The following is a 19,455-nucleotide window of genomic DNA, read 5'->3' as shown; positions in this document are numbered from 1 at the left end:
CCCCCCTACTTCAAAAAACATTTAGTCAATGTGTTAGGAGGAAAATAATTTGATAACTCAGTTCTAATAGCTGTATTTATGAAAATGAAAAACATTCAATTACTATTCCTGATTTTACTATTCGCTTCTTTTCAAAATGAAGCCTATAAAGGCGGTGAAGGCGATGGTTTTGCCCAGGGCGAATTGATACGGTTTACGACTTCCATTGAGGAAAATATTTCTAAGGAATCGAACTTGTCCATTTTTCCCAATCCGGTAATACAGGGAGAAACGGTCAATATTGAAAGCCAAGTTTCCGCTGAATTTTCGCTGATTAACACCAATGGCAATACTTTTTACTTGGGAACTGATATACGCCAGTTTTCTACTGCGGAATTGGCCAAAGGCAGCTATATTTTGCAGGTAAAGAAAGGAGATACATTTGATTACCGCAAACTGCTGGTTTTGTAGTGAAACAGGCTATCCTCATATCATTTTTGATGCTGACAATTTCGATTGTCACTGCACAGGAAGAATGGCATTATTTGGATATGGTGGAAATTTCAGACACCAAAAAATTACAGCGAAAGAGAGATACGGTCATTACTCACTCTACTGATATTGGTGCTTTGAGCCAAAGCCTGCAACGTGAAAATGGCGTGTATATCCGCAATTACGGGCCTTCCAATATTGCTTCATTGAGTGTGCGGGGCACCGAACCGGCACAGAACCAGGTCTTGTACCGCGATTTGAATTTGAACAGCATGTTCCTTGGGCAGACCGATCTTTCGCTTTTCAATACATCAGCCGGGGATTTTAGTTTGACAAAAGGCATTTCATCACTTTCCAAAAATTCAGGAGCATTGGGCGGTTTACTCAGTTTTGATTTCAATCCTGTTTTTAGCAGTGCCAGAAATCACGGTTTGGACTTAGCATTGGAGGGCGGGAGTTTCCACACTTATCGCATGATGGCGCAAAGCAGATTTAGCAGTGAAAATTTGTTCAGCACTACCAAATTGAGCTACGACCGCAGCAGGAACAATTATAAATACAGGGACATTGGGCAGGCTGGAAATCCGTGGGTAAATCAAGAGAATGCAGCTTTTCAGCGATTGAATTTCAATCATAATGTAGCCAAAAAAATCAATAACCGACAAGCCTTGGAATGGGGTGCGGCTTATTTTTTCATGGACAGGCAAGTTCCCCCGGCCATTTTGTCGAGCAATCAAAGTGAAAGTCAAGAGGATCATTTGGGCGTACTAAATTTGCAATACAAACTCAGCCGCTCCAAACATGCACTGCGTTTAGCCGGATATTATAAATTTCAATATCTGGAATACCAAAACCTACAGGCCGAGATCAATTCCCAAACCACTGCGCATACTTCTATGATGCTGGCAGAGCATAAATTTGCCATTCGTCCACAGATGATTTTAAAATCTAGATTGGAAAACCAAACGGATTGGGTCAATAATGAAAACATTGGCTCGGTGAAAAGCAGAAACCGCACTGTGCTTTCTACTGTGCTGAACCACAACCTGAACAATTATTTTTCCTGGTCGGGGAATTTAAGACAGGATTTTTACAGCGATTTTGTTTCGCCATTTTTATTTCATTTTGGTTTTAAGGTTTTCCCCTTGGGCAAAGAGAAATTTTACATAGGAGCAGATGGTGGCAGGAATTTCCGATATCCTACGATCAATGATCTGTATTGGCAACCGGGCGGAAATTTGGATATCGAAGCAGAAAGCTCTTGGGGCGGTGAATTGAGCAGCAATTATAATTTGAAAAAGAATAAATGGCAATTTAATTTTTCCCAACAATTGTATTTGTACCGCATCAAAAATCAGATCCGTTGGCTGCCTTCAAGCGAGGGATTTTGGCAGGCGCAAAATATTGACAATGTGCTGAGTTGGGGTTACGAACCGCAAGTGACATTTGCTTTTTCGCCAGATCAAGAATGGAAATTAGAAGCGCAAATTTTTTATCATCTGAACAACAGCTTTGAAAGTGCGGAGCGTTGGCAGAGCATTTATGTGCCAAAGCACCAGGTGAAGTCTATTTTGTTTTTGAGTTACAAGGGATTTTTTGCGGAATACAGTCAGGAATGGAGCTCGGAAAGATATACCAGCAGGGACAACAGTACTTTTTTGGAACCTTATATGTTGTACAATTTGAGTCTGGGCAAGGATTTTAATTTTAAGAAACATTTGCTTCGATTGCAATTGCGCATGGAAAATTTAAGCAATGAATCCTATGTGCTGATGGCGGGCAGGCCCATGCCGGGTCGGGCTTTTTATGGGACGTTGAGGTATAGATGGAGGTGAGAGTAGATTTTTGTTTTTGTATTTTTACTTTTTATAGAAATAAGAAAAATACAGTTTGAAAATTTATCTTAAAAATAATTAAAACTAAAAAGTGGATATTGCAATTTCCAAGGACAAAGTCCCAATTAGATTGAATTCTGAGCGCTGGTTACACATAACAACTGGCCACCCTGACATTGCAGATTATTATTATGAAATACTTGAGACTATTGAAGAACCTGAAGTAATATACGAGGGTAGTAATGGCGCAAAAATTGCAGTTAAAAGCTTTCAGGAAACTTTAGGTAAATTTATAGTTGTTGTTTACAAAGAAATTTCAAATACAGATGGATTTGTACTAACGGCTTATCTTGCCAAAGGAAAACAAACTTTTAAAAAGAAAACAATATTATGGAAACTGCAGAATTAAAAGATATAAAAATAGCATTGCCTTATTTATTGAAGCATAAAACCATATGGTCTTCCTATGATCATGATGCTGATGTTTTGTATTTGCATTTTAAAAAACCCAATAATGCCGATGATTCAAAAATGACGGATGAGGAAATAATTGTGCGGTATGAAAACAAAGAAATTATTGGATTGACTATATTGAATGCCAGCCAAAGGTTGAAACCCTAATCGATTTAGTAGGAATTTTTCTGATTTCGCTAAAATCCAATTATAACTTACACAAGCATTAAATGAAGTTTAAACACACGTATTCCCCTTTATTCCTTGCTTTTTTCCTGATTTGGACAGCCTGTTCCAAAACGGGCGGGCCGGATGAGCAGAATGACAACTCCAATAAAGATTTCACAATTGCAGTGTTGAACGAAGGCAATTATACTTGGAGCAATGCATCGCTTACGATGATCCACGAGGATTCGGGAATTGTTAGGCAAAACTATTTTGAATCGGTGAACAACGCTCCGTTGGGCGATGTGGCGCAGTCCTTTACCCGCTGTAATGAAAGCATTTTTATTGTGGTCAACAATTCAGGGAAAATTGAGGAAGTGGATGCAAAAACCTGGGAGCGCAAAAGAACCTTGGGCGGCCTGACTTCACCGCGCTATATTTTGCCCATCAATGATCAAAAGGCTTATGTGAGCGATTTATATGCCAATGCCATTCATATTGTCGATTTGCAGACTTTTGAGAAAACAGGAGAAATCCCTATGAATGGCTGGACGGAGCAAATGGTGCTATATCGCCAACTTGTTTGGGTCGTGGAAGTGGAAAATAAAACAGTGAAAGCCATCAATACCTTAACCGATCAAGTAGTTGAAACCCTTTTCCTTGATGCGACTCCAAGGAGTATGAGCATGTCCTCCAATTATTTTGAGGTATTGGCGTCAAATGAGGGGGAAAGCTTAACTTATTTCTACAGTTTTGATGGAGAAGGCAAAAATATTGATTTAAAACCAGCATTATTAGATGGTAATTGTAGTATGTTGCGCTATGGATATGGATGTATAGAAGCTAGTCAACACTATTATATATGCGACAACTCCAAAGTATATAGATCTAGAACCTTCAATGCGGGCAGTCAGGAATTGATTTTGGATTTAAGTGGCAGGAATATCTATGGTTTTGAAATTATTGATGACTACCTTTATTTCTGTGATGCAAAGGATTATGCCCGCAATGGCGTTTTGCTAAAATACACACTCAGCGACAATCCCGTTTTTGTGGATTCTTTTACCACCGGCCGCATTCCGCAGGCTATTTTGGGATTGTAGGGGGGGGCTTCAAAAAAATACCTCAACGGGAAAACTCACTCCACTCCAACAACCCCACCCTGCTTATACCGGAATTTTATGCTCCTTATATTTTTGAAATCATCCAACGGGTTTTCTTTGAGCACCAAAAAACTGGCTTCATAGTCGGGTTTTAATTTTCCGATTTTTCGTTCTGGAAAGACAGCACTTGCAGAATTTTCACAGGCAATTTTCATTAATTCCAATGGGCTGAAAAGCTCCAAACTTTCCAATAGCAACAATTCCTCAAAAACCGTAGAGTGATGTGTGTCACTTCCGGCTGCTATTTTTACACCTTTTTCTTTCAATAGCCTTAGGTTTTTCATCTGTACAGCTCGCATATATTCCATAGGTTTTGACCATTCTTGTACATCCTTGGTAACGAGTAGTGTAGTTACAACAGTGATTTCTTTTTCAGCCGCCAATATTGCATCGGCCTCATCAATCAGAAAAAGGCTGCTGTCCAAGTCCTCGGGAATATTGTAGCCAGGTAAATGGTTGATTTCATCCACTCCGGCCTGCACTGCATTGTGAAAATCCTTTGAAGTTTCCACATGGGTAGTAACTTTTAAACCCTCCTTGTGCGTCTTTTGAACAATCAAAGGCAATAATTCGGAATCCAGACCTTTTCGCCAGGCATTTTTTGCTACTGATTTATTGTCGGAATATAGCAGGTAAGTTTTTATAAAATCAGGTTGATCTTCCAGGATCAAAGGCCATTTTTCCTCTAAATCAGCCTCACTATCCACATAATAATAAGCCTTGTTTTCCATCTCCATATCCGATGGATAAATGCCCCGGTTTTGCAGCATTTCATAGAGTTGGGTGGGATGCCCGCCCCCTTGGGTTCGGGCAGGTCCTCCACTGCCGGTAATGCCACCATTGGCAAAAACCACATCAATGCTTTCGGGCTTGTTTATCAGTGGTTTTAGTTGTTTTGCATATTGCGCAATATTGTTGGGAATCTTGACATAAAAAACGCCTTTTCGCAAATATACCTGTGCCTGTGCATCAAAATCTCGCTGCGATTCAATATTGTGGTTGTGTGCTTCCGCAAAAGGTGGAATAATATAATGACTGGAAAGATCAATACTGCTATCAATATCATCCGGTTTTTCTGCTACAAATTGCTGCCCAATTATATAAAAGTCTCGTTGCTCAAATCCTTCTCCATTAAAGACATAAGCATTTTTAAATTCAAAGCTGTTAGGAGCTTTTTCTTTTGTTTTGGTTTCTGTACAGGAGAAGAAAATTAAAAGGGCGAGGCTGTAAATTAGTGTTTTCATGGTTTATTTGATTGAATTTCTGATTGTTTGGGCAATAGCTTCCAATTTTTCATCATCCATTAAAGGCCCATCAGCAGAGCTTAGGTAACCGCAATATTTTTCGCTGAAATCCTCAATTTCACTTTTTATCTTTTTCCATTTACCCTCCGGAATACCGTGCATGGGTATTAATTTCACATGCGCATGATCTACTCCCATACCTTCTGCTATCAGCCCGGTACGTTTTGTATTCAATGCTTTATTCAAATGAGCAGCTACTTTACGGGCAAACATCATTATGGAAATATACTTTTCTTTATCAAGGTTTAAAACATTGCTGTCTTCATGTGCTTTAGTAGCAACCACTGTTATTCCTGGTGTATTGGGATAAGGTGTTAAAAAAGCAATATAATCCTTATCTTCAAAAATCACATGCGATTTTTCTGTGCCATTGATTATTTTGAAGAAAAGACATTTCGGTTTCATAAATGTATCAAGCATAAATTGATTTATGAAAATATTAAAAATGAACAACTTTTTTACGTCAAAAAACTATTCAACAATGCAATACATTTTATCTGCTTTTATACTCTTTAATTTAATAAGCTCCTGCCAAATGAAAAATTCTGAAAGCAATACCAATCTACCCAATATTGATTCCCTGTGGAATTACGATGATCTATCAGCGACAGAGGAAAAATTCAGGGCTTTACTGCCCAAAGCAAAAGCATCTGGGGACAATACCCACTATGCCGAATTGCTCACTCAACTGGCAAGAACCCAAAGCCTAAATGGTGATTTTGCTGAAGCACATGCTATTCTTGATTCTGTTCAAAATATTTTAAAGACAGAAGATATTCCCTTAGTGAAAATTCGCTATTTGCTTGAAAGGGGCAGGACATATAATTCTGCGAACAAAAAAGAAATGGCTATTCCACTTTTTAAAGAAGCCTTTGAGCTTGCCCAGAAAAACAAAGCGGATTTTTATGCCATAGATGCGGCCCACATGTTGGGTATTGCAGAAAAACCAGACCAACAGTTGCGGTGGAATTTAAAAGCAGTAGAGCTGACAGAAAAATCAAATGAGCATAGAGCTAAAAAGTGGTTGGGACCACTTTACAACAATATTGGCTGGACCTATCACGATAAGGGTGATTACCGGGAAGCAATGCATTTCTTTGAAAAATCGCTGGAATGGAGGGAAGCACAAAATGACCAAAAGGGAGCTTTTATTGCCAAGTGGTGCATTGCAAGGAATTACCGCTCGATGAATGAAATAGAGGCTGCATTGGATATTCAGGAGGCTCTTCTTTCCGAAATGAAAGCAGATAGCAGCAAAACAGATCCTTATGTTTACGAGGAACTGGGGGAATGCCATTTATTGAAAAAAGACAGCACTAGTGCTCGTAGATATTTCAAATTGGCTTATGCTATCTTATCAAAAGACAAATGGATGCAAAACAATGAGCCTCAAAGACTTGAAAGGATGCTTGAACTTTCAGGGAATCAAAAATAAACTTGATAATATCTCTAGCTTTTCTGAAAAGCTGGCTTTAAAGATTGTTGATTGATCAGGTAATAAGCCCCGAACAGCACTCCAGAATAGAGCAAAGTAGAAAGCAAGGTGTTGTGGAAGAAAGGAATGGCTGCTGTGTAACAAGCAATCAATCCACTGAAATCCATTGGATACATGCTGCCTGAAATCCAAACCCCGAAATTTGAGATCAGAAAGAACAGCACAGAAGCAGTAATGGCTCCAATTCCAATTCTAGCAATATTAATTTTCTTTAAACCAATATAAGCTAAAACAGCGATCAGCAGGAATGCTCCATATACGAATATCATGCCTGAATGAAAGCCCGTGAATGAACGCAAGCCCAATTGAAAAGCTACTTCCAGCATAATATCCGAGAAAAGAAGAATACCGAGTGGAAGTAGAAATGCCAAATTTTTATTTTTGAAAACAGCTGCTCCAAAAAGTGCAATTGCTATCACAGGTGTGAAATTTGGCGCAATAGGCAATAGGCGCATTAATGCTGTTACAATCAATAATCCTGCAATTATTGCGATTTGTACTTTTCTGCTTTTTATCATGGTTGTGTTATTTTGGTTTCGAAGTTAAAAAAAACTGGCTTGAATAGACAATGCCTGAAAGTTTTATTTGCTTTAATTTACGCTATTTATTAACTTCAGCATTCTTTTTTGAAACATTATACGCCTTTTAATGGTATTAATAAGTAGCAGCGCTTCTTTTTACAAAATTTATGATTCTCAATAAAAATGATTGAAACACTATTGGAATACGGAATGGTATTCCTCACATCTATGTTCAAATTTGCCTTAGCCCCTCTGGCAGGAATAGCCCGAGACATGAGTATTGTAGAAACTGCTTTATTTACAATTCTGGGAATGATGACAACAGTCCTTATTGTTGCTGGTATCAAAGATGAATTCCGCAGAAAATTGATTTGGAAATTCAAACGCAACAAAGCCCTTTTCACCAAAAGAAACAGAAGAATCGTTACGATTTGGAATAAATACGGCCTTGCCGGTGTTGCTTTTTTAACACCTGTTTTGTTCAGTCCAATTGTGGGTGTACTTGTCGCAGTATCATTTGGCGGCTCCAAAAGCAAGATGGTTAAATACATGTTTGTAAGTGCCGCTTTTTGGGGATTTACCCTTTCTATTCTCTACAAACTTGTTGGCAACCTGATATTTGTTGCCTGACATTTACCTCCTTTTTTTTAATACATTTCCATTCCTGTGTTTTCCTTGATTTTTTTCAAGAGCCAGGACTTATCAGCAATTTGGGCTGTGCTTTCAATTTCATCCCGTACTTTTTTGGGCACTTTCTGAAAACGGGATTTTAATTTGGCCAATTTTACAATATAGCGAATCAGGTTTTTGTAAATCGTTTTCTGGTAATCTGAAATGCGTTTGTTTCTGCGCAAAAACAACTTGAATGTTTCCGCCTGTGCAAACAGGGCATTGAACTCGTTCAGCTCGTAGTACGACTTGAGCAAAAGCGATTTAGAGCTCAGCTCATAACTGATTTCCGTGAACTCCACTTCCCTTAGCAGCTCCATGGTTTGCGAGAAATCTTTTTTGAAATAGCTTAAATTAGCAAGATTATATTTAAAGGCATTGTCCCTGACATTGGGGTTCAGGTATTTTTCGTAATGATTGATGAAATACTCCGTCCACTCTATTTCATTTAGCCTAAGTCCCACTGTCACAATATTTTTATAGTCCCATTGTGAAATATATTTGCCCTCAAAAATGATATTGAATTCAAGCAAGAGTTTGTAAAGCTTAAAAAGCTTTTCCAGATATTCATTCCTGCCCTCATTTATTTTTTTGATGCAAAAGTTCATGGCATAGCCATACATCACTTTGTTTTCTTCTGCTGGAAATATGCTAGAGTTTTCTTCTAAAAGCTTTACCAATTTTTCAAAATTTGATTCATTGTTTTCGTCCTCCAGTGTTTGGAATATTTGAAGATAAATGTCAATCAGCGGTACTTTTTCTAAGGCAAGCTTTTCAGAATATGGTTTTATGTCCATCAGTGAAATCTCTTCAAATGATTCACCCGCAATATTTTTTCGGTTTAATGCCTCACAGGAATACTTGAGCCTTTTGGCCGCATAATAAATATCTAGGTTGACAAGCAGATTTTGTAAGTCCTTATTTAGGTTTGGGGTTTTATTTTGCACGGCATAATCATATATTTTTTCATCTAACAAATGCTGCTTTAAAAAATACGCTGTGTCTTTTTGATCCGAATCAGACATTATATTTTGGCTTTTTTTCAACATTGTGTCGTATTGCTTATTCATGCCTAGGTTTTGATATTGCTCCAATAGTAATTGATTAAAAGTTTCAGGGCTTTTTTTAATCTGTTCAATGACCAAAAATTCCTTAAGCAATTTCAAAAGCAAAGACATCATGGCCCGCAATTTATCACCATTGAATTTTTCCTTTAGAAAAACTGTGGGATACACCGTTTTTTTGTCCAATTTATTGCTTGTCAAATCTGGATGGGAAGCTGCTATTTGACTGTAGAGTTTTTGTAATTTTTCATTTGTATTGTGATATGGAGAATGCACAAATGCCCCAAAACGCTTAAATGTATCCGGGTTGAGATATTTTAGTGATTGAATCAACTGACTGCTTTGCATGTTTGCTTGTTTTGGTTTTTACAATACATTTATCAGCTAATTTATACAATAAACATTGCTAAATTATAAAATCAGCTACCAATAGTTTTTTCAATAAAATTATAAACCCTAATAAATACTTTTTTAGAATACTGATATTCAATGTATTAAATTTTAACAGAAGCATTTAATCCATCTAGTTAGATTTTCAATATGCAGTATTTGTACTTTTTTTAGGTGATAAATGGGCTTAATTTAGGACTCGAATCACTAAAAAACCATACAGCCATGAAAACTTTCCAAACCCTAATCTGTGTATTATCCTTTTCGATACTGCTCAATGCCCAAAACCTACCCGATGGTTTTGAAACCTTTGACGGCAACAATATTGAAACCGTTTTTTCATCCGATGGTGTCTTTTTCTGGGATTTGAATAATGCTTATTTCCGAGTTCCAAAAACAGACTCAGTACATTCAATTTTTACTGCAGGCTTGTGGATGGGTGGCATAGATGCCGGAGGGCAACTTAAGGTAGCGGCAGAAACTTACCGGCAAAATGGTAATGATTTTTGGGCAGGTCCCTTGGATGAAAACACAGGGCAAACCAATGCTACCACCATTGATAACTGGTCAAGAATCTGGAAAGTCAACAAAAGGGATATTGACCAACACATTGCCGATTACAGTGACAACAATCAGGTGGATTTTCCACAGCCTGCCATTTATGACTGGCCGGGCAAAGGCAATCCTTTTGCAAAGGGAGCGAATAATACTCCCATTGCAGTTACACAGGATGCAGCACCTTTTGTGGACTTGAACAACAATGGCGTTTACGAACCTGATCAGGGCGAATACCCCAATATCAAAGGCGATCAAATGCTTTGGTATGTTTTTAATGACAATGGCGGCCCTCATACTGAAACAGGTGGTTTTCCATTACAGGTAGAAAATCAGATTTCTGTCTATGGATACAATTGCCCAGATGATGATATTTTGTACAACACTTTATTCATCAATTATAAAATCATCAATAGAGGGAGTGATTTACATGATTTTTATGTGGGAAAATGGACGGATTTTGACCTTGGATGTTTTAATAATGATCTTGTTAGTTGTGACACTGCAAGCAATACATTTTATGTTTATAACGGAACTGTAAGCGACCCTGACTGTGCAAGCAGAGGTTATGGAAATGACCCACCCATTCAAACCATAAGTTTTTTAGACCAGGAACTTTCAGCACATGTATTTTATAATAATGATTTTAGTGTTACAGGTAATCCTGAGAATTTTTCCCACTATTATAACTACATCACAGCGAGATGGAAAGATGGCACCCCTTTTACCCTAGGTGGTAATGCATATGGTGGTACAACTCCAACTTCATTTATGTTTCCGGGCAATCCTTCTGATCCTATTAGATGGTCAGAATGTAGTCAAAACAACACTCCCGCTGATAGAAGAGGAATGGGGGTAACTGGGCCTTTTGATTTACAAGCTGGTGACCATGTTGAAATGACACTTGCACTTTCCACTCATTTTTTACCATTTGATACATGCCCGGATTTTACTCCCTATCGGCAACGCATTGACACTATTAGCCAGAAATTTGCCAACAATCAGTTGCAGGCTTGCGACAATCTAAATTTTACTTGCAACGATCCGCAAAGTCTTGGCTGCGTGTGGCCTGGAGATGCGAGTGATGATGGCATTGCCAATGTGCACGATATCTTTCCAATTGGTATAGCTTATGGCACTTCTGATGCCACAAGACCCAATGCCAGTACCAACTGGGAAGGACAGCCTATGCAGGACTGGTCGCAGAATTTTTCCATTATTGGAAACAACTACAAACATGCCGATTGTAATGGCGATGGCATCGTTGACTCCTTTGATCTGCAATCCATTACAAACAATTATGGTTTGCAACATTTCAAACAATCGCAGACTTCACTGAATGCTTATCCTATTGCATCGGTATTGCAGCCGGGGCCTTTTATTGAAAACACCAGGGTGGAGATCGATATAGAACTGGGAACATCCAGCCAACAAGTCCCGGATTTCTATGCCCTGGCATTTACGCTCAACTACAACAGCGATGTGGTTGAGTCGGGCACTGTTGATGTGGATTTAAGCGATTCCTGGGCAGGTACCGAAAACGTGGATTTGATTTCGGTCCACAAGGAATTCCCAGCAACAGGAAGGGTTGAAGTAGGTCTGACTAGAATTGATCAGATAAACCAGTCGGGCTTTAAAAAAATAGCCACGGTAAGCATGATTTTAATTGATGACATTGCCGGGAAAGAAAACCTACTTGAAACACTCGATCCCTGGATCAGCAGTGCCAAAGCCATCAAAAATGACGAAACTGAGATCGAACTGACAATTGTAAGTACAGAAGAAGTTTTCTTTGATTCAAATATTGCTGTTTACCCCAACCCCACAAACAATATGATTTTTGTGGAGTTGCCCAAAACAAATGATATTCAATTGCTCAGGCTTTATGACAATCTTGGCCGGGTTTTACTTCAAAGAAATGATCTGAGTGAAGGTAAAACCAGCATTAACACATCAGATTTACCGGGGGGCATTTATTACCTGGAAGTGAGTGGTGAAAAGTCGCGCTCCACACAAAAAATTTCAATTATAAAATAAAAAAATGGTGCGAATGGTTTTGAAACAGACATTTGTTGCCGTGTCTGAAATGGGATGCCCAGAACATAGATTCTGGGTTTTCTGTTTGTGGCCAGGAAAATACCTGGCTTAGGGTTTGTTAACATACAAAATTTTCAAACTTCGCGCATTAGAAACCCATTTATCTTCAGAATTTCGTAAAATTGCAGTCTTGAACTTATTTTTAATTTCAGACTATTAGATGATGGAGTTTAACAAAGAGCATTTAGGAAGAAGAGTTGTGCCCGGCACAAAAGCAGACGGACGTGAAATAGAATTATTTGTACGGAAATCGAAAAATCTGGATAGAGTAACACTTGCTCAGGCTCAATCTATAGGTGCTGTAGTTGTAGATCACGATCTGGAAAAAATTAAGCTAACAGAATTGCAGATTCAGCATTTAGCTATGGGGCTGGGTGTAGAAGCAAACGAACTGATTGACAGATATGCCCTCGAAGAAGAACATGGATTAGATATTGCCTCGGACTTTGATGGAGAAAGCAGTCTTACTTTTTTAGCAAACAATTTGCACTTGATGCGCACACCAATAGCCAAAAGAGGCAAGAGCTTCATACAAATAAACGTACCGCTTGATTTGTCAAAACTTCAAATTAAGCAATAATTATTCTGACTCCTGAATTGCTTGTACAAATTTAGCTATAGAAGGGTCTGCCTCAGGGCCAAAACTATCTATGAGCATTATTTTATCCCCATTTTCACTTTTCAATTTGTAGAGGATAGACATGTCGTCAGGATTGGTGCTACCTTCAAATCGATAGGTATCTTCAAGCTGAAGCTGATCTCTCGAAATTTCCTTACCACTTGAACTGAGTAATTTTCCATTCTCAAGTCGATAATTGCCTTCGTAGCCTCTCCCTTCCAATTCATTCATTACGCTTGATAAAGATTTCATGTGATGCATAGCACAGTAATTTAAATGTTACTAAATGATAAATACTGTATTTACTCGATAATCGAGATTTAAACCTGCCCGACTAAGCAGGCGGGTGCTCCGAGGCTTTCCTGCCTTGCCTGCAGGCAGGCCTCGAAATCAAAAAAACATTTTTCTTATAAATGCCTCGTGGGTTTACTCCGAGGTAGTTTACTAAAATACAACATTATATATGCACAGAATATAGGGCTTAGTATTGAAAACAAAAAACTAAAACTTGTTAAATGCTTCTATCTGCATCAAATGCCTCAAGGATATCGGCTATGCGCCTTAGGAATGTGCCTCCCAAATAACCATCTACTATTCGATGATCGTAGGAAAGCGACAAAAACATCATATGTCGTATGGCTATGGTATCGCCCATTTCGGTTTCAATCACCACGGGTTTTTTCTTGATGGCTCCAGTGGCCAGCACAGCCACTTGCGGCTGACTGATAATAGGCGTGCCCATCAAATTGCCAAAAGTGCCTACATTGGAGATGGTAAAGGTGCCGCCCTGGATTTCCTCTGGTTTTAGCTTATTGATTCTGGCTCGTCCCGCAAGATCATTCACTTTCTTGGTTATTCCGGTCAGATTGAGTTGCTCTGCTTTATGGATCACAGGTACAATTAAATTCCCGCTGGGGAGTGCCGTGGCCATACCAATATTCAAATCCCTTTTTACATGAATTTGATCGCCTACTACAGAAGCATTTACATTGGGGAATTCTTTCAGTGCCTGACAAACCGCTTCTACAAATATGGGCGTAAAAGTGATTTTTTCGCCTTCTCGTTCCTGGAAACTCTTTTTCACTTTGTTTCTCCAAAGTACGATTTTAGTAACATCTGCTTCTACAAAAGAAGTGACATGTGCTGATGTAGCTTTGGATTTCACCATATTGGTGGCAATCATTTTGCGCATGCGGTCCATTTCTATAATATCTACATTCTCTTCTGCCCCAGGTGTACTTACAGGGACTTGTTGAGGTGCTGGTGTTGCTGCTGGTTCAACAGGCTTGCTTTCAACTTGCTTTTCCTTTTTACTTTCTTTTGCTTCTGATGATCTGTTCTCCAAATAAGCCAGAATATCTTTTTTAGTAACTCTGTTGTTTTGTCCTGAGCCTGGAACAACTTCTAATTCCGTCATACTTACATTTTCATTGCGCGCAATATTCAATACCAAAGGCGAATAAAACCTTCCATTGGCATTATTGCTTTGTTTTTCATTGTCTGTTTTTTCAGTTGCCTTTTGTTCTGTTACAGCAGTTTCTCCGGTAGAACTTCTCGACACATTGCTCATTTCAGGCTCAGGTACACCTGCTGTTTCTTCTTCACTTGCTTCACCCTCGGCATTAATTATTGCTATGGCCTGCCCTACCTGAACTACATCGCCTTCCTGGAATAGAATTTTACCGATAGTACCAGCATGCGAGGCGGGTACTTCAGAATCCACTTTGTCTGTGGCAATTTCTAAAACTGCCTCATCCTCCTCTACTTTATCACCTTCACTTTTCAACCATTTAAGAATCGTTGCTTCGGTAATGCTCTCTCCCATTTTGGGCATAATCAATTCCACATTTGCCATAACTTATCTTGTTTAATATGCTGCGAATTTACCAAAAAGGAATGATTTAAACATTTTGGAGTTCAAACTAAGGTTTCCCAACTGTAAAAAATCTAAGCTCGGGTTTAAGTATATTTTTTTGCCGATAATGCAATTGGACAAAAGATATGAGCCGTAAATTTTCTGTTTGCGGCTCAAATTTATGTTGTTTTTGAGCCGCAAAAGTGTTTTTTTCAAAAACTGAAGAACTACGACTTACACACTATAAACCTGATTGATTTTCAAACATTTCTCAACAGATACCTTCTTAAAATCTTCAAGTCTATAATTTCCATTTCGATAAAGCTTTCAAAGTGTTAATTCTACAAATTGTCGTTATAATCCACGCTTTGATGCAGCACTCTTACAACAAAGATTCCGTAGTCTGTAGGTAAGTAGAAAATGATGTGAGATTGATAGAGAAATCTTCTCAGTTCTGGGTAAAACTCATAGGCAATTCTTCCAAGGTTTGGGTTTTTTGCCAGGCTATTTAAAATGCTTTCTAATCCAGTGAAATAGACTTTAGCTTGTTCTATGCCAAAATACTGAATGCCGTATTCATATATTTTGCTTAAATCAAATTCAGCTTCAACCGAATTTTTATAGATGCCCATTTTTACCCAGCTTATTTTCTACATCCTTCATAATATCAGGTATGGACTTACTGCTAACACCACTGTTCAGGCCTTTGTCAATAGCCGCTTTTAAGCTTTGGTATTTGGCCTTGCGTTCACGATCTTTTCTAACCAAATCACGGATATATTCACTCTCATTGGTGTATTCGCCCTCTGCAACAATTTCTTGAATCCAGTTATTGAGTTTGTTCGTAAAACTGATTGACTTTCTTATGGTTGACATCTTTTTTAGCTTTTAAACTATCAAGTGGTGCAAAATAGTTCTTTTTTGGTGCAATATCTCAATTTTTGTATTTTAATCAAACATCCCTCAACAGATACCTTCTCAAGGATTCCAAAGCAATGATGGCCGTAAGCTCGATATTTTGTTGACGATTACCGGGTAATTGAACCTTTCTGATTCTTGGAGCATCTGCTTTGCCTACCGCAATCCAAACTGTTCCCACGGGTTTTTCCTTTGTGCCGCCATCTGGTCCGGCAATGCCCGAAACGGCAATACCAAGCTCGGTTTTGAATTTTGAACAAATTCCTTTGAGCATTTCTGCTACTGTTGCCTCGCTTACAGCGCCTTCTTTATCCAATGTCTCTTTTGCTACGCCCAACTCATTCATTTTGATTGCATTGGAATAAGAAACTACGGAGCCTTGAAAATAATCTGAACTGCCGGGCACAGAGGTAATCCTATGGGCGATATAGCCACCCGTACAACTTTCTGCCGTGGCAATCTGCCAATTTTTGTCTTTCAAGATATTGCCAATTACCGCTTCAAATACATCATCTTCCTCCCCGTAAATATAGTGTCCCACATATTCACATAGTTTTTTGCTTTGTGTTTCCAATGATTGTTTCAAAGCAGAAAGATTATCGCCTTTAGCAGTAAGCCTAAGCTTTACCGTGCCAAGACCTGGCAAATAAGCCAGTTTCACTTCTTTGGGCAGGGCATCCTCAAAATCTTCCAGGACATCCGAAAGCTTGGATTCACCCACAGAAGCGGTGAGGAAATGTCGGTGTAAAATATTGGGCAACTCAAAAGTAGCCTTAATGCGCGGCAAAACTTCTTCCCGCATCAGTGCTTTCATCTCGGCAGGTACTCCCGGCATCGATACATAAATGGTTTCATTTTCTTCAAACCACATGCCCCAGGCTGTTCCTTTGTTGTTGGGCAATGCGGTGCAATTTTCAGGCATATCTGCCAGTGGTAATGTTTTCTCGGGAGTTTCAATGCCCCGTTTTTGGAAATATTGCTCCAGCCTCTTTACGATTTCTTTGTTTTGTTTTAAACCAACATCGAAAAACTCAGCCAGGCAATCTTTGGTAATATCATCTTTGGTTGGTCCCAATCCTCCGGTGATCAACACGAGTTTTGCCCTTCGTGTGCTTCTTTGTAGTGCCTCAAGTATTGCCTCTCGCTCATCGGTAATAGTTAGAGTTTCTTTTACATCAATCCCGAGCAGGCTGAGTTCCTTGCCCATCCATGCTGAATTAGTATCAATAGTTTGTCCGTATAGTATTTCGTCTCCTATTGTGATGATTATAGCATTCATGTTTTTTTATTTCAAATTTAGGACTTATAAATATTCAAATTGAACAAGTACCCTTTACTTTTGTTCTTTTGCTTTCAAATTATAAAAATAAATATGATTTCGAAGGGATTATTTTCAACAATGATTTTTCTCTTTTTTTCATTGCAAGTTTTTTCGCAAGAAAGTGTAATCAAGGGAAAAATAGTTGATGGGTTAAACAATGATCCCATTCCATTTGCCAATATTGTGATACAAAATACTTCCAACGGCACTTCGGCAGATGTGAATGGAGAATACATATTAGATGGGATAAAACCTGGACTCTACAATTTGGTGGTTTCCAGTTTGGGATATGAGAGTAAGGTGATATATGAAGTGGAGGTTACAAAGTCAAAATCCAGGATTTTAAATATTGAGCTTACAGAAAGCACCAATAAATTGGAAGAGGTAGAAGTGAAAGCTTCTCCTTTTGATCGAAAGGCTGAAAGTCCTGTTTCTGTTAAATCAATTGGGGTGAACGAAATTCAGCGCTATCCGGGAGGCAACAGGGATATTTCAAAGGTAATTCAATCGCTGCCGGGCGTATCTTCTACGGTAGCTTTTCGCAATGATATTGTAATCAGGGGAGGATCGCCCAATGAAAACCGATTTTATTTGGATGGGATAGAAGTACCCGTAATCAATCACTTTTCTACCCAGGGCGCATCGGGCGGTCCAATAGGTTTGATCAATGTGGATTTTATAAAAGATGTGGAATTATACACGGGAGCATTTCCGGCCAATAGGGGCAATATGCTCAGTTCCCTATTGGAATTTTCATTGATTGATGGCCGAAATGATCGGCTTTCAGGAAGGTTTACGCTCGGATCAAGCGAGGCGGGCTTTTCCCTTCAAGGCCCCATTGGCAATAAATCCACTTTTATTGTTTCGGTCAGGAGATCCTATCTTCAATTGTTGTTCAAGGCTTTTGGTTTGCCTTTTTTGCCTACCTACAACGATTTTCAATTTAAATACAAATACAAAACCGGAAAAAGGTCTGATTTAACTGTGTTGGGTTTGGGAGCAATAGACGATTTGAAATTGAATTTGTCGGAAAATGAAACCGATGATCAGAAATTCTTGCTTGGTAGTTTGCCAGAAAACAAGCAATGGAACTATACGGTAGGAGCAAGGTATCGCAAATTTTTAGACAATGGGGTTTTTACTTTGGTGGCAAGTAGAAACCATTTGTACAATCAAGCAATTAAATACGAAAACAATGACGACAGTGACCCAGATAATTTGACCTTGAACTACGAAAGTCAGGAATCTGAAAACAAACTAAGGGCGGAGCATACCGTTCAAAAATCGGGCTATAAAATAAACTATGGCGTAGGCTATGAATTTGCACAATACAGAAATGAGACTTTTAATTTACTCACTTTGCCATTCGGAAATGTACGGTTGGATTTTGAAAGCAAATTGAATTTGCACAAATACAGTTTTTTCGCACAAGTGAGCAAAAGCTATTTCAAAGACAGGCTCAGTCTTTCATTGGGCATTCGTGGCGATGGAATGGATTATACTCCTGAGACCAGCAATCCTTTCAAACAGCTTTCGCCACGTTTTTCTGCATCTGTTTCTATCACTGACAGGCTTTCCTTTAATTTCAATACCGGGCATTATTACCAATTGCCAGCCTACACGGTTTTGGGATTTGCCGATAATGAAGGGGAGTTGGTCAATAAAGACAATGGCATTGGCTATATCTCCAGCACACATGTAGTGGGCGGATTTCAATACAATACAAGTTTCAATGCGCAATTTTCTGTAGAAGGCTTTTTTAAAAAATATGACGATTACCCTTTTCAGTTGACGGACAGTGTTTCGCTGGCGAATTTGGGCGGTGATTTTGGTGTAGTGGGAAACAGACCTGCGGCTCCCATTTCAGAAGGCAGGGCCTATGGCGTGGAGTTTTTCTATCAACAAAAACTATTCAAGGGATTTTTCGGGATTGTGGCCTATACCTATGTCAGAAGTGAGTTTACGGACAAAAATGGTGAATACCGACCCTCAAGTTGGGACAATCGGCATTTGTTGAGTTTGACTTTCGGTAAGAAATTTAAACGGGATTGGGAAATAGGAATGCGCTGGAGAGTTATTGGTGGAGCGCCCTATACACCTTTTGATATCGAGTTGTCTTCACAGAAATTGGTTTGGGATCAAAATGGAGTCGGAATTCCAGATTATGACCGAACAAATTCTGAAAGATTGAATGTGTCACACCAAATGGATATTAGAGTAGATAAAAAATATTTCTTCAAAAAATGGAGCTTGAATCTTTATCTGGATATTCAAAATGTCTATAACCAGCAAAATCAATTGCAGCCCATTCTCTTTCCACGCCTAGATGAAAATGACAATCCTATTGTTGAAAATCCTGACGCACCTGTTCAGCAACAAAGATATTCCACGCGCTTTTTGGAAAATGAAGTGGGAAGTATTTTGCCAACAATAGGAGTGATAGTAGAGTTTTAATCAAATAATTTGTAGTACAATGATGTTAATTACCCGATTTAGCCCGTTTTCGTTTTTTTAAATGAAAATGTAAAACTAATTTTAGTCTTCAAATGTAGATATTGGT

Annotated in this window: 19 protein-coding genes; 10 read left to right on the top strand and 9 right to left on the bottom strand. The window is 38.8% G+C overall.

The features are described 5' to 3' along the window. The first annotated feature begins 78 nt into the window (after positions 1 to 78). The 5 genes from WD048_15850 to WD048_15830 all read left to right on the top strand — a co-directional run bounded on the left by WD048_15850 (position 79) and on the right by WD048_15830 (position 4,027). Positions 79 to 450 (top strand): T9SS type A sorting domain-containing protein, encoded by a 372-nt coding sequence (locus WD048_15850; protein MEX0813692.1) that lies wholly within the window; start codon positions 79 to 81, stop codon positions 448 to 450. A 29-nt stretch (positions 451 to 479) separates the two neighbouring features. Continuing rightward, a complete protein-coding gene (locus WD048_15845; protein ID MEX0813691.1) occupies positions 480 to 2,306 on the top strand; it encodes a TonB-dependent receptor plug domain-containing protein in 1,827 nt (608 codons plus the stop codon). 91 nt (positions 2,307 to 2,397) lie between these two features. Beyond that, positions 2,398 to 2,715, top strand: a complete 318-nt coding sequence (locus tag WD048_15840) for a hypothetical protein (GenBank protein ID MEX0813690.1) — start codon at positions 2,398 to 2,400, stop codon at positions 2,713 to 2,715. After that, positions 2,697 to 2,927, top strand: coding sequence for a DUF2283 domain-containing protein (locus WD048_15835; protein MEX0813689.1), 231 nt, complete (start codon positions 2,697 to 2,699; stop codon positions 2,925 to 2,927). Before WD048_15840 ends, WD048_15835 begins: the two co-directional genes overlap by 19 nt. 62 nt (positions 2,928 to 2,989) lie before the next feature. Beyond that, positions 2,990 to 4,027, top strand: a complete 1,038-nt coding sequence (locus tag WD048_15830) for a DUF5074 domain-containing protein (GenBank protein ID MEX0813688.1) — start codon at positions 2,990 to 2,992, stop codon at positions 4,025 to 4,027. Between the two features lie 35 nt (positions 4,028 to 4,062). On the opposite strand, the gene WD048_15825 is transcribed toward WD048_15830, so the two are convergent. Further along, positions 4,063 to 5,331 carry an amidohydrolase family protein gene (locus tag WD048_15825; GenBank protein MEX0813687.1) on the bottom strand — a complete coding sequence of 423 codons (1,269 nt, stop codon included), beginning with the start codon at positions 5,329 to 5,331 and terminating at the stop codon, positions 4,063 to 4,065. 3 nt (positions 5,332 to 5,334) lie between these two features. Further along, complete coding sequence (locus WD048_15820) at positions 5,335 to 5,811, bottom strand: HIT family protein (GenBank protein MEX0813686.1); 477 nt, start codon at positions 5,809 to 5,811, stop codon at positions 5,335 to 5,337. A 115-nt stretch (positions 5,812 to 5,926) separates the two neighbouring features. Between WD048_15820 and WD048_15815 the strand changes: the two genes are divergently transcribed. Continuing rightward, entirely contained in the window at positions 5,927 to 6,826 is a 900-nt protein-coding gene (locus WD048_15815) for a tetratricopeptide repeat protein (GenBank protein ID MEX0813685.1), read from the top strand. A 14-nt stretch (positions 6,827 to 6,840) separates the two neighbouring features. Here the strand turns inward: WD048_15815 and WD048_15810 are convergent, their stop codons facing one another. Then, entirely contained in the window at positions 6,841 to 7,404 is a 564-nt protein-coding gene (locus WD048_15810; protein ID MEX0813684.1) for a DUF6580 family putative transport protein, read from the bottom strand. Positions 7,405 to 7,590: 186 nt separating this feature from the next. Here WD048_15810 and WD048_15805 point away from each other — a divergent pair, with 186 nt between their 5' ends. Then, complete coding sequence (locus tag WD048_15805; protein MEX0813683.1) at positions 7,591 to 8,037, top strand: hypothetical protein; 447 nt, start codon at positions 7,591 to 7,593, stop codon at positions 8,035 to 8,037. A gap of 17 nt (positions 8,038 to 8,054) precedes the next feature. Here the strand turns inward: WD048_15805 and WD048_15800 are convergent, their stop codons facing one another. Next, the gene (locus WD048_15800; GenBank protein MEX0813682.1) at positions 8,055 to 9,488 is read right to left on the bottom strand and encodes a hypothetical protein; all 1,434 of its coding nucleotides are present in this window, start codon (positions 9,486 to 9,488) and stop codon (positions 8,055 to 8,057) included. A gap of 267 nt (positions 9,489 to 9,755) precedes the next feature. Here WD048_15800 and WD048_15795 point away from each other — a divergent pair, with 267 nt between their 5' ends. Next, positions 9,756 to 12,122, top strand: a complete 2,367-nt coding sequence (locus tag WD048_15795; protein MEX0813681.1) for a T9SS type A sorting domain-containing protein — start codon at positions 9,756 to 9,758, stop codon at positions 12,120 to 12,122. Between the two features lie 220 nt (positions 12,123 to 12,342). Then, complete coding sequence (locus WD048_15790; GenBank protein ID MEX0813680.1) at positions 12,343 to 12,762, top strand: hypothetical protein; 420 nt, start codon at positions 12,343 to 12,345, stop codon at positions 12,760 to 12,762. Here WD048_15790 and WD048_15785 read toward each other — a convergent pair whose 3' ends face one another. From WD048_15785 to WD048_15765, 5 genes are all read right to left on the bottom strand, one after another. Beyond that, positions 12,763 to 13,062 (bottom strand): hypothetical protein, encoded by a 300-nt coding sequence (locus WD048_15785; GenBank protein ID MEX0813679.1) that lies wholly within the window; start codon positions 13,060 to 13,062, stop codon positions 12,763 to 12,765. Between the two features lie 250 nt (positions 13,063 to 13,312). Then, the gene (locus WD048_15780) at positions 13,313 to 14,656 is read right to left on the bottom strand and encodes a dihydrolipoamide acetyltransferase family protein (protein ID MEX0813678.1); all 1,344 of its coding nucleotides are present in this window, start codon (positions 14,654 to 14,656) and stop codon (positions 13,313 to 13,315) included. A gap of 341 nt (positions 14,657 to 14,997) precedes the next feature. Beyond that, positions 14,998 to 15,288 (bottom strand): type II toxin-antitoxin system RelE/ParE family toxin, encoded by a 291-nt coding sequence (locus tag WD048_15775; protein ID MEX0813677.1) that lies wholly within the window; start codon positions 15,286 to 15,288, stop codon positions 14,998 to 15,000. Beyond that, complete coding sequence (locus WD048_15770; protein ID MEX0813676.1) at positions 15,275 to 15,532, bottom strand: type II toxin-antitoxin system ParD family antitoxin; 258 nt, start codon at positions 15,530 to 15,532, stop codon at positions 15,275 to 15,277. Before WD048_15770 ends, WD048_15775 begins: the two co-directional genes overlap by 14 nt. Before the next feature lie 76 nt (positions 15,533 to 15,608). Beyond that, entirely contained in the window at positions 15,609 to 16,853 is a 1,245-nt protein-coding gene (locus tag WD048_15765; GenBank protein ID MEX0813675.1) for a competence/damage-inducible protein A, read from the bottom strand. A gap of 120 nt (positions 16,854 to 16,973) precedes the next feature. Here WD048_15765 and WD048_15760 point away from each other — a divergent pair, with 120 nt between their 5' ends. Next, positions 16,974 to 19,349 (top strand): TonB-dependent receptor, encoded by a 2,376-nt coding sequence (locus WD048_15760; protein MEX0813674.1) that lies wholly within the window; start codon positions 16,974 to 16,976, stop codon positions 19,347 to 19,349. The last annotated feature ends 106 nt before the right edge of the window (positions 19,350 to 19,455 follow it).

Source organism: Chitinophagales bacterium (assembly GCA_040877935.1).
Lineage (GTDB): Bacteria > Bacteroidota > Bacteroidia > Chitinophagales > CAIOSU01 > JBBDNB01.
The sequence above is the reverse complement of the archived record's forward strand: the minus strand, read 5'-3'. Positions and strand labels throughout refer to the sequence as shown.

Excerpts from the sequence above, each read along its gene's own strand:
- WD048_15850 (MEX0813692.1), top strand. The coding sequence starts at position 79 with ATGAAAATGAAAAACATTCAATTACTATTCCTGATTTTACTATTCGCT.
- WD048_15845 (MEX0813691.1), top strand. The coding sequence starts at position 480 with ATGCTGACAATTTCGATTGTCACTGCACAGGAAGAATGGCATTATTTG.
- WD048_15835 (MEX0813689.1), top strand. The coding sequence starts at position 2,697 with ATGGAAACTGCAGAATTAAAAGATATAAAAATAGCATTGCCTTATTTA.
- WD048_15830 (MEX0813688.1), top strand. The coding sequence starts at position 2,990 with ATGAAGTTTAAACACACGTATTCCCCTTTATTCCTTGCTTTTTTCCTG.
- WD048_15825 (MEX0813687.1), bottom strand. The coding sequence starts at position 5,331 with ATGAAAACACTAATTTACAGCCTCGCCCTTTTAATTTTCTTCTCCTGT.
- WD048_15820 (MEX0813686.1), bottom strand. The coding sequence starts at position 5,811 with ATGCTTGATACATTTATGAAACCGAAATGTCTTTTCTTCAAAATAATC.
- WD048_15815 (MEX0813685.1), top strand. The coding sequence starts at position 5,927 with ATGAAAAATTCTGAAAGCAATACCAATCTACCCAATATTGATTCCCTG.
- WD048_15810 (MEX0813684.1), bottom strand. The coding sequence starts at position 7,404 with ATGATAAAAAGCAGAAAAGTACAAATCGCAATAATTGCAGGATTATTG.
- WD048_15805 (MEX0813683.1), top strand. The coding sequence starts at position 7,591 with ATGATTGAAACACTATTGGAATACGGAATGGTATTCCTCACATCTATG.
- WD048_15800 (MEX0813682.1), bottom strand. The coding sequence starts at position 9,488 with ATGCAAAGCAGTCAGTTGATTCAATCACTAAAATATCTCAACCCGGAT.
- WD048_15795 (MEX0813681.1), top strand. The coding sequence starts at position 9,756 with ATGAAAACTTTCCAAACCCTAATCTGTGTATTATCCTTTTCGATACTG.
- WD048_15790 (MEX0813680.1), top strand. The coding sequence starts at position 12,343 with ATGATGGAGTTTAACAAAGAGCATTTAGGAAGAAGAGTTGTGCCCGGC.
- WD048_15785 (MEX0813679.1), bottom strand. The coding sequence starts at position 13,062 with ATGCATCACATGAAATCTTTATCAAGCGTAATGAATGAATTGGAAGGG.
- WD048_15780 (MEX0813678.1), bottom strand. The coding sequence starts at position 14,656 with ATGGCAAATGTGGAATTGATTATGCCCAAAATGGGAGAGAGCATTACC.
- WD048_15775 (MEX0813677.1), bottom strand. The coding sequence starts at position 15,288 with ATGGGCATCTATAAAAATTCGGTTGAAGCTGAATTTGATTTAAGCAAA.
- WD048_15770 (MEX0813676.1), bottom strand. The coding sequence starts at position 15,532 with ATGTCAACCATAAGAAAGTCAATCAGTTTTACGAACAAACTCAATAAC.
- WD048_15765 (MEX0813675.1), bottom strand. The coding sequence starts at position 16,853 with ATGAATGCTATAATCATCACAATAGGAGACGAAATACTATACGGACAA.
- WD048_15760 (MEX0813674.1), top strand. The coding sequence starts at position 16,974 with ATGATTTTTCTCTTTTTTTCATTGCAAGTTTTTTCGCAAGAAAGTGTA.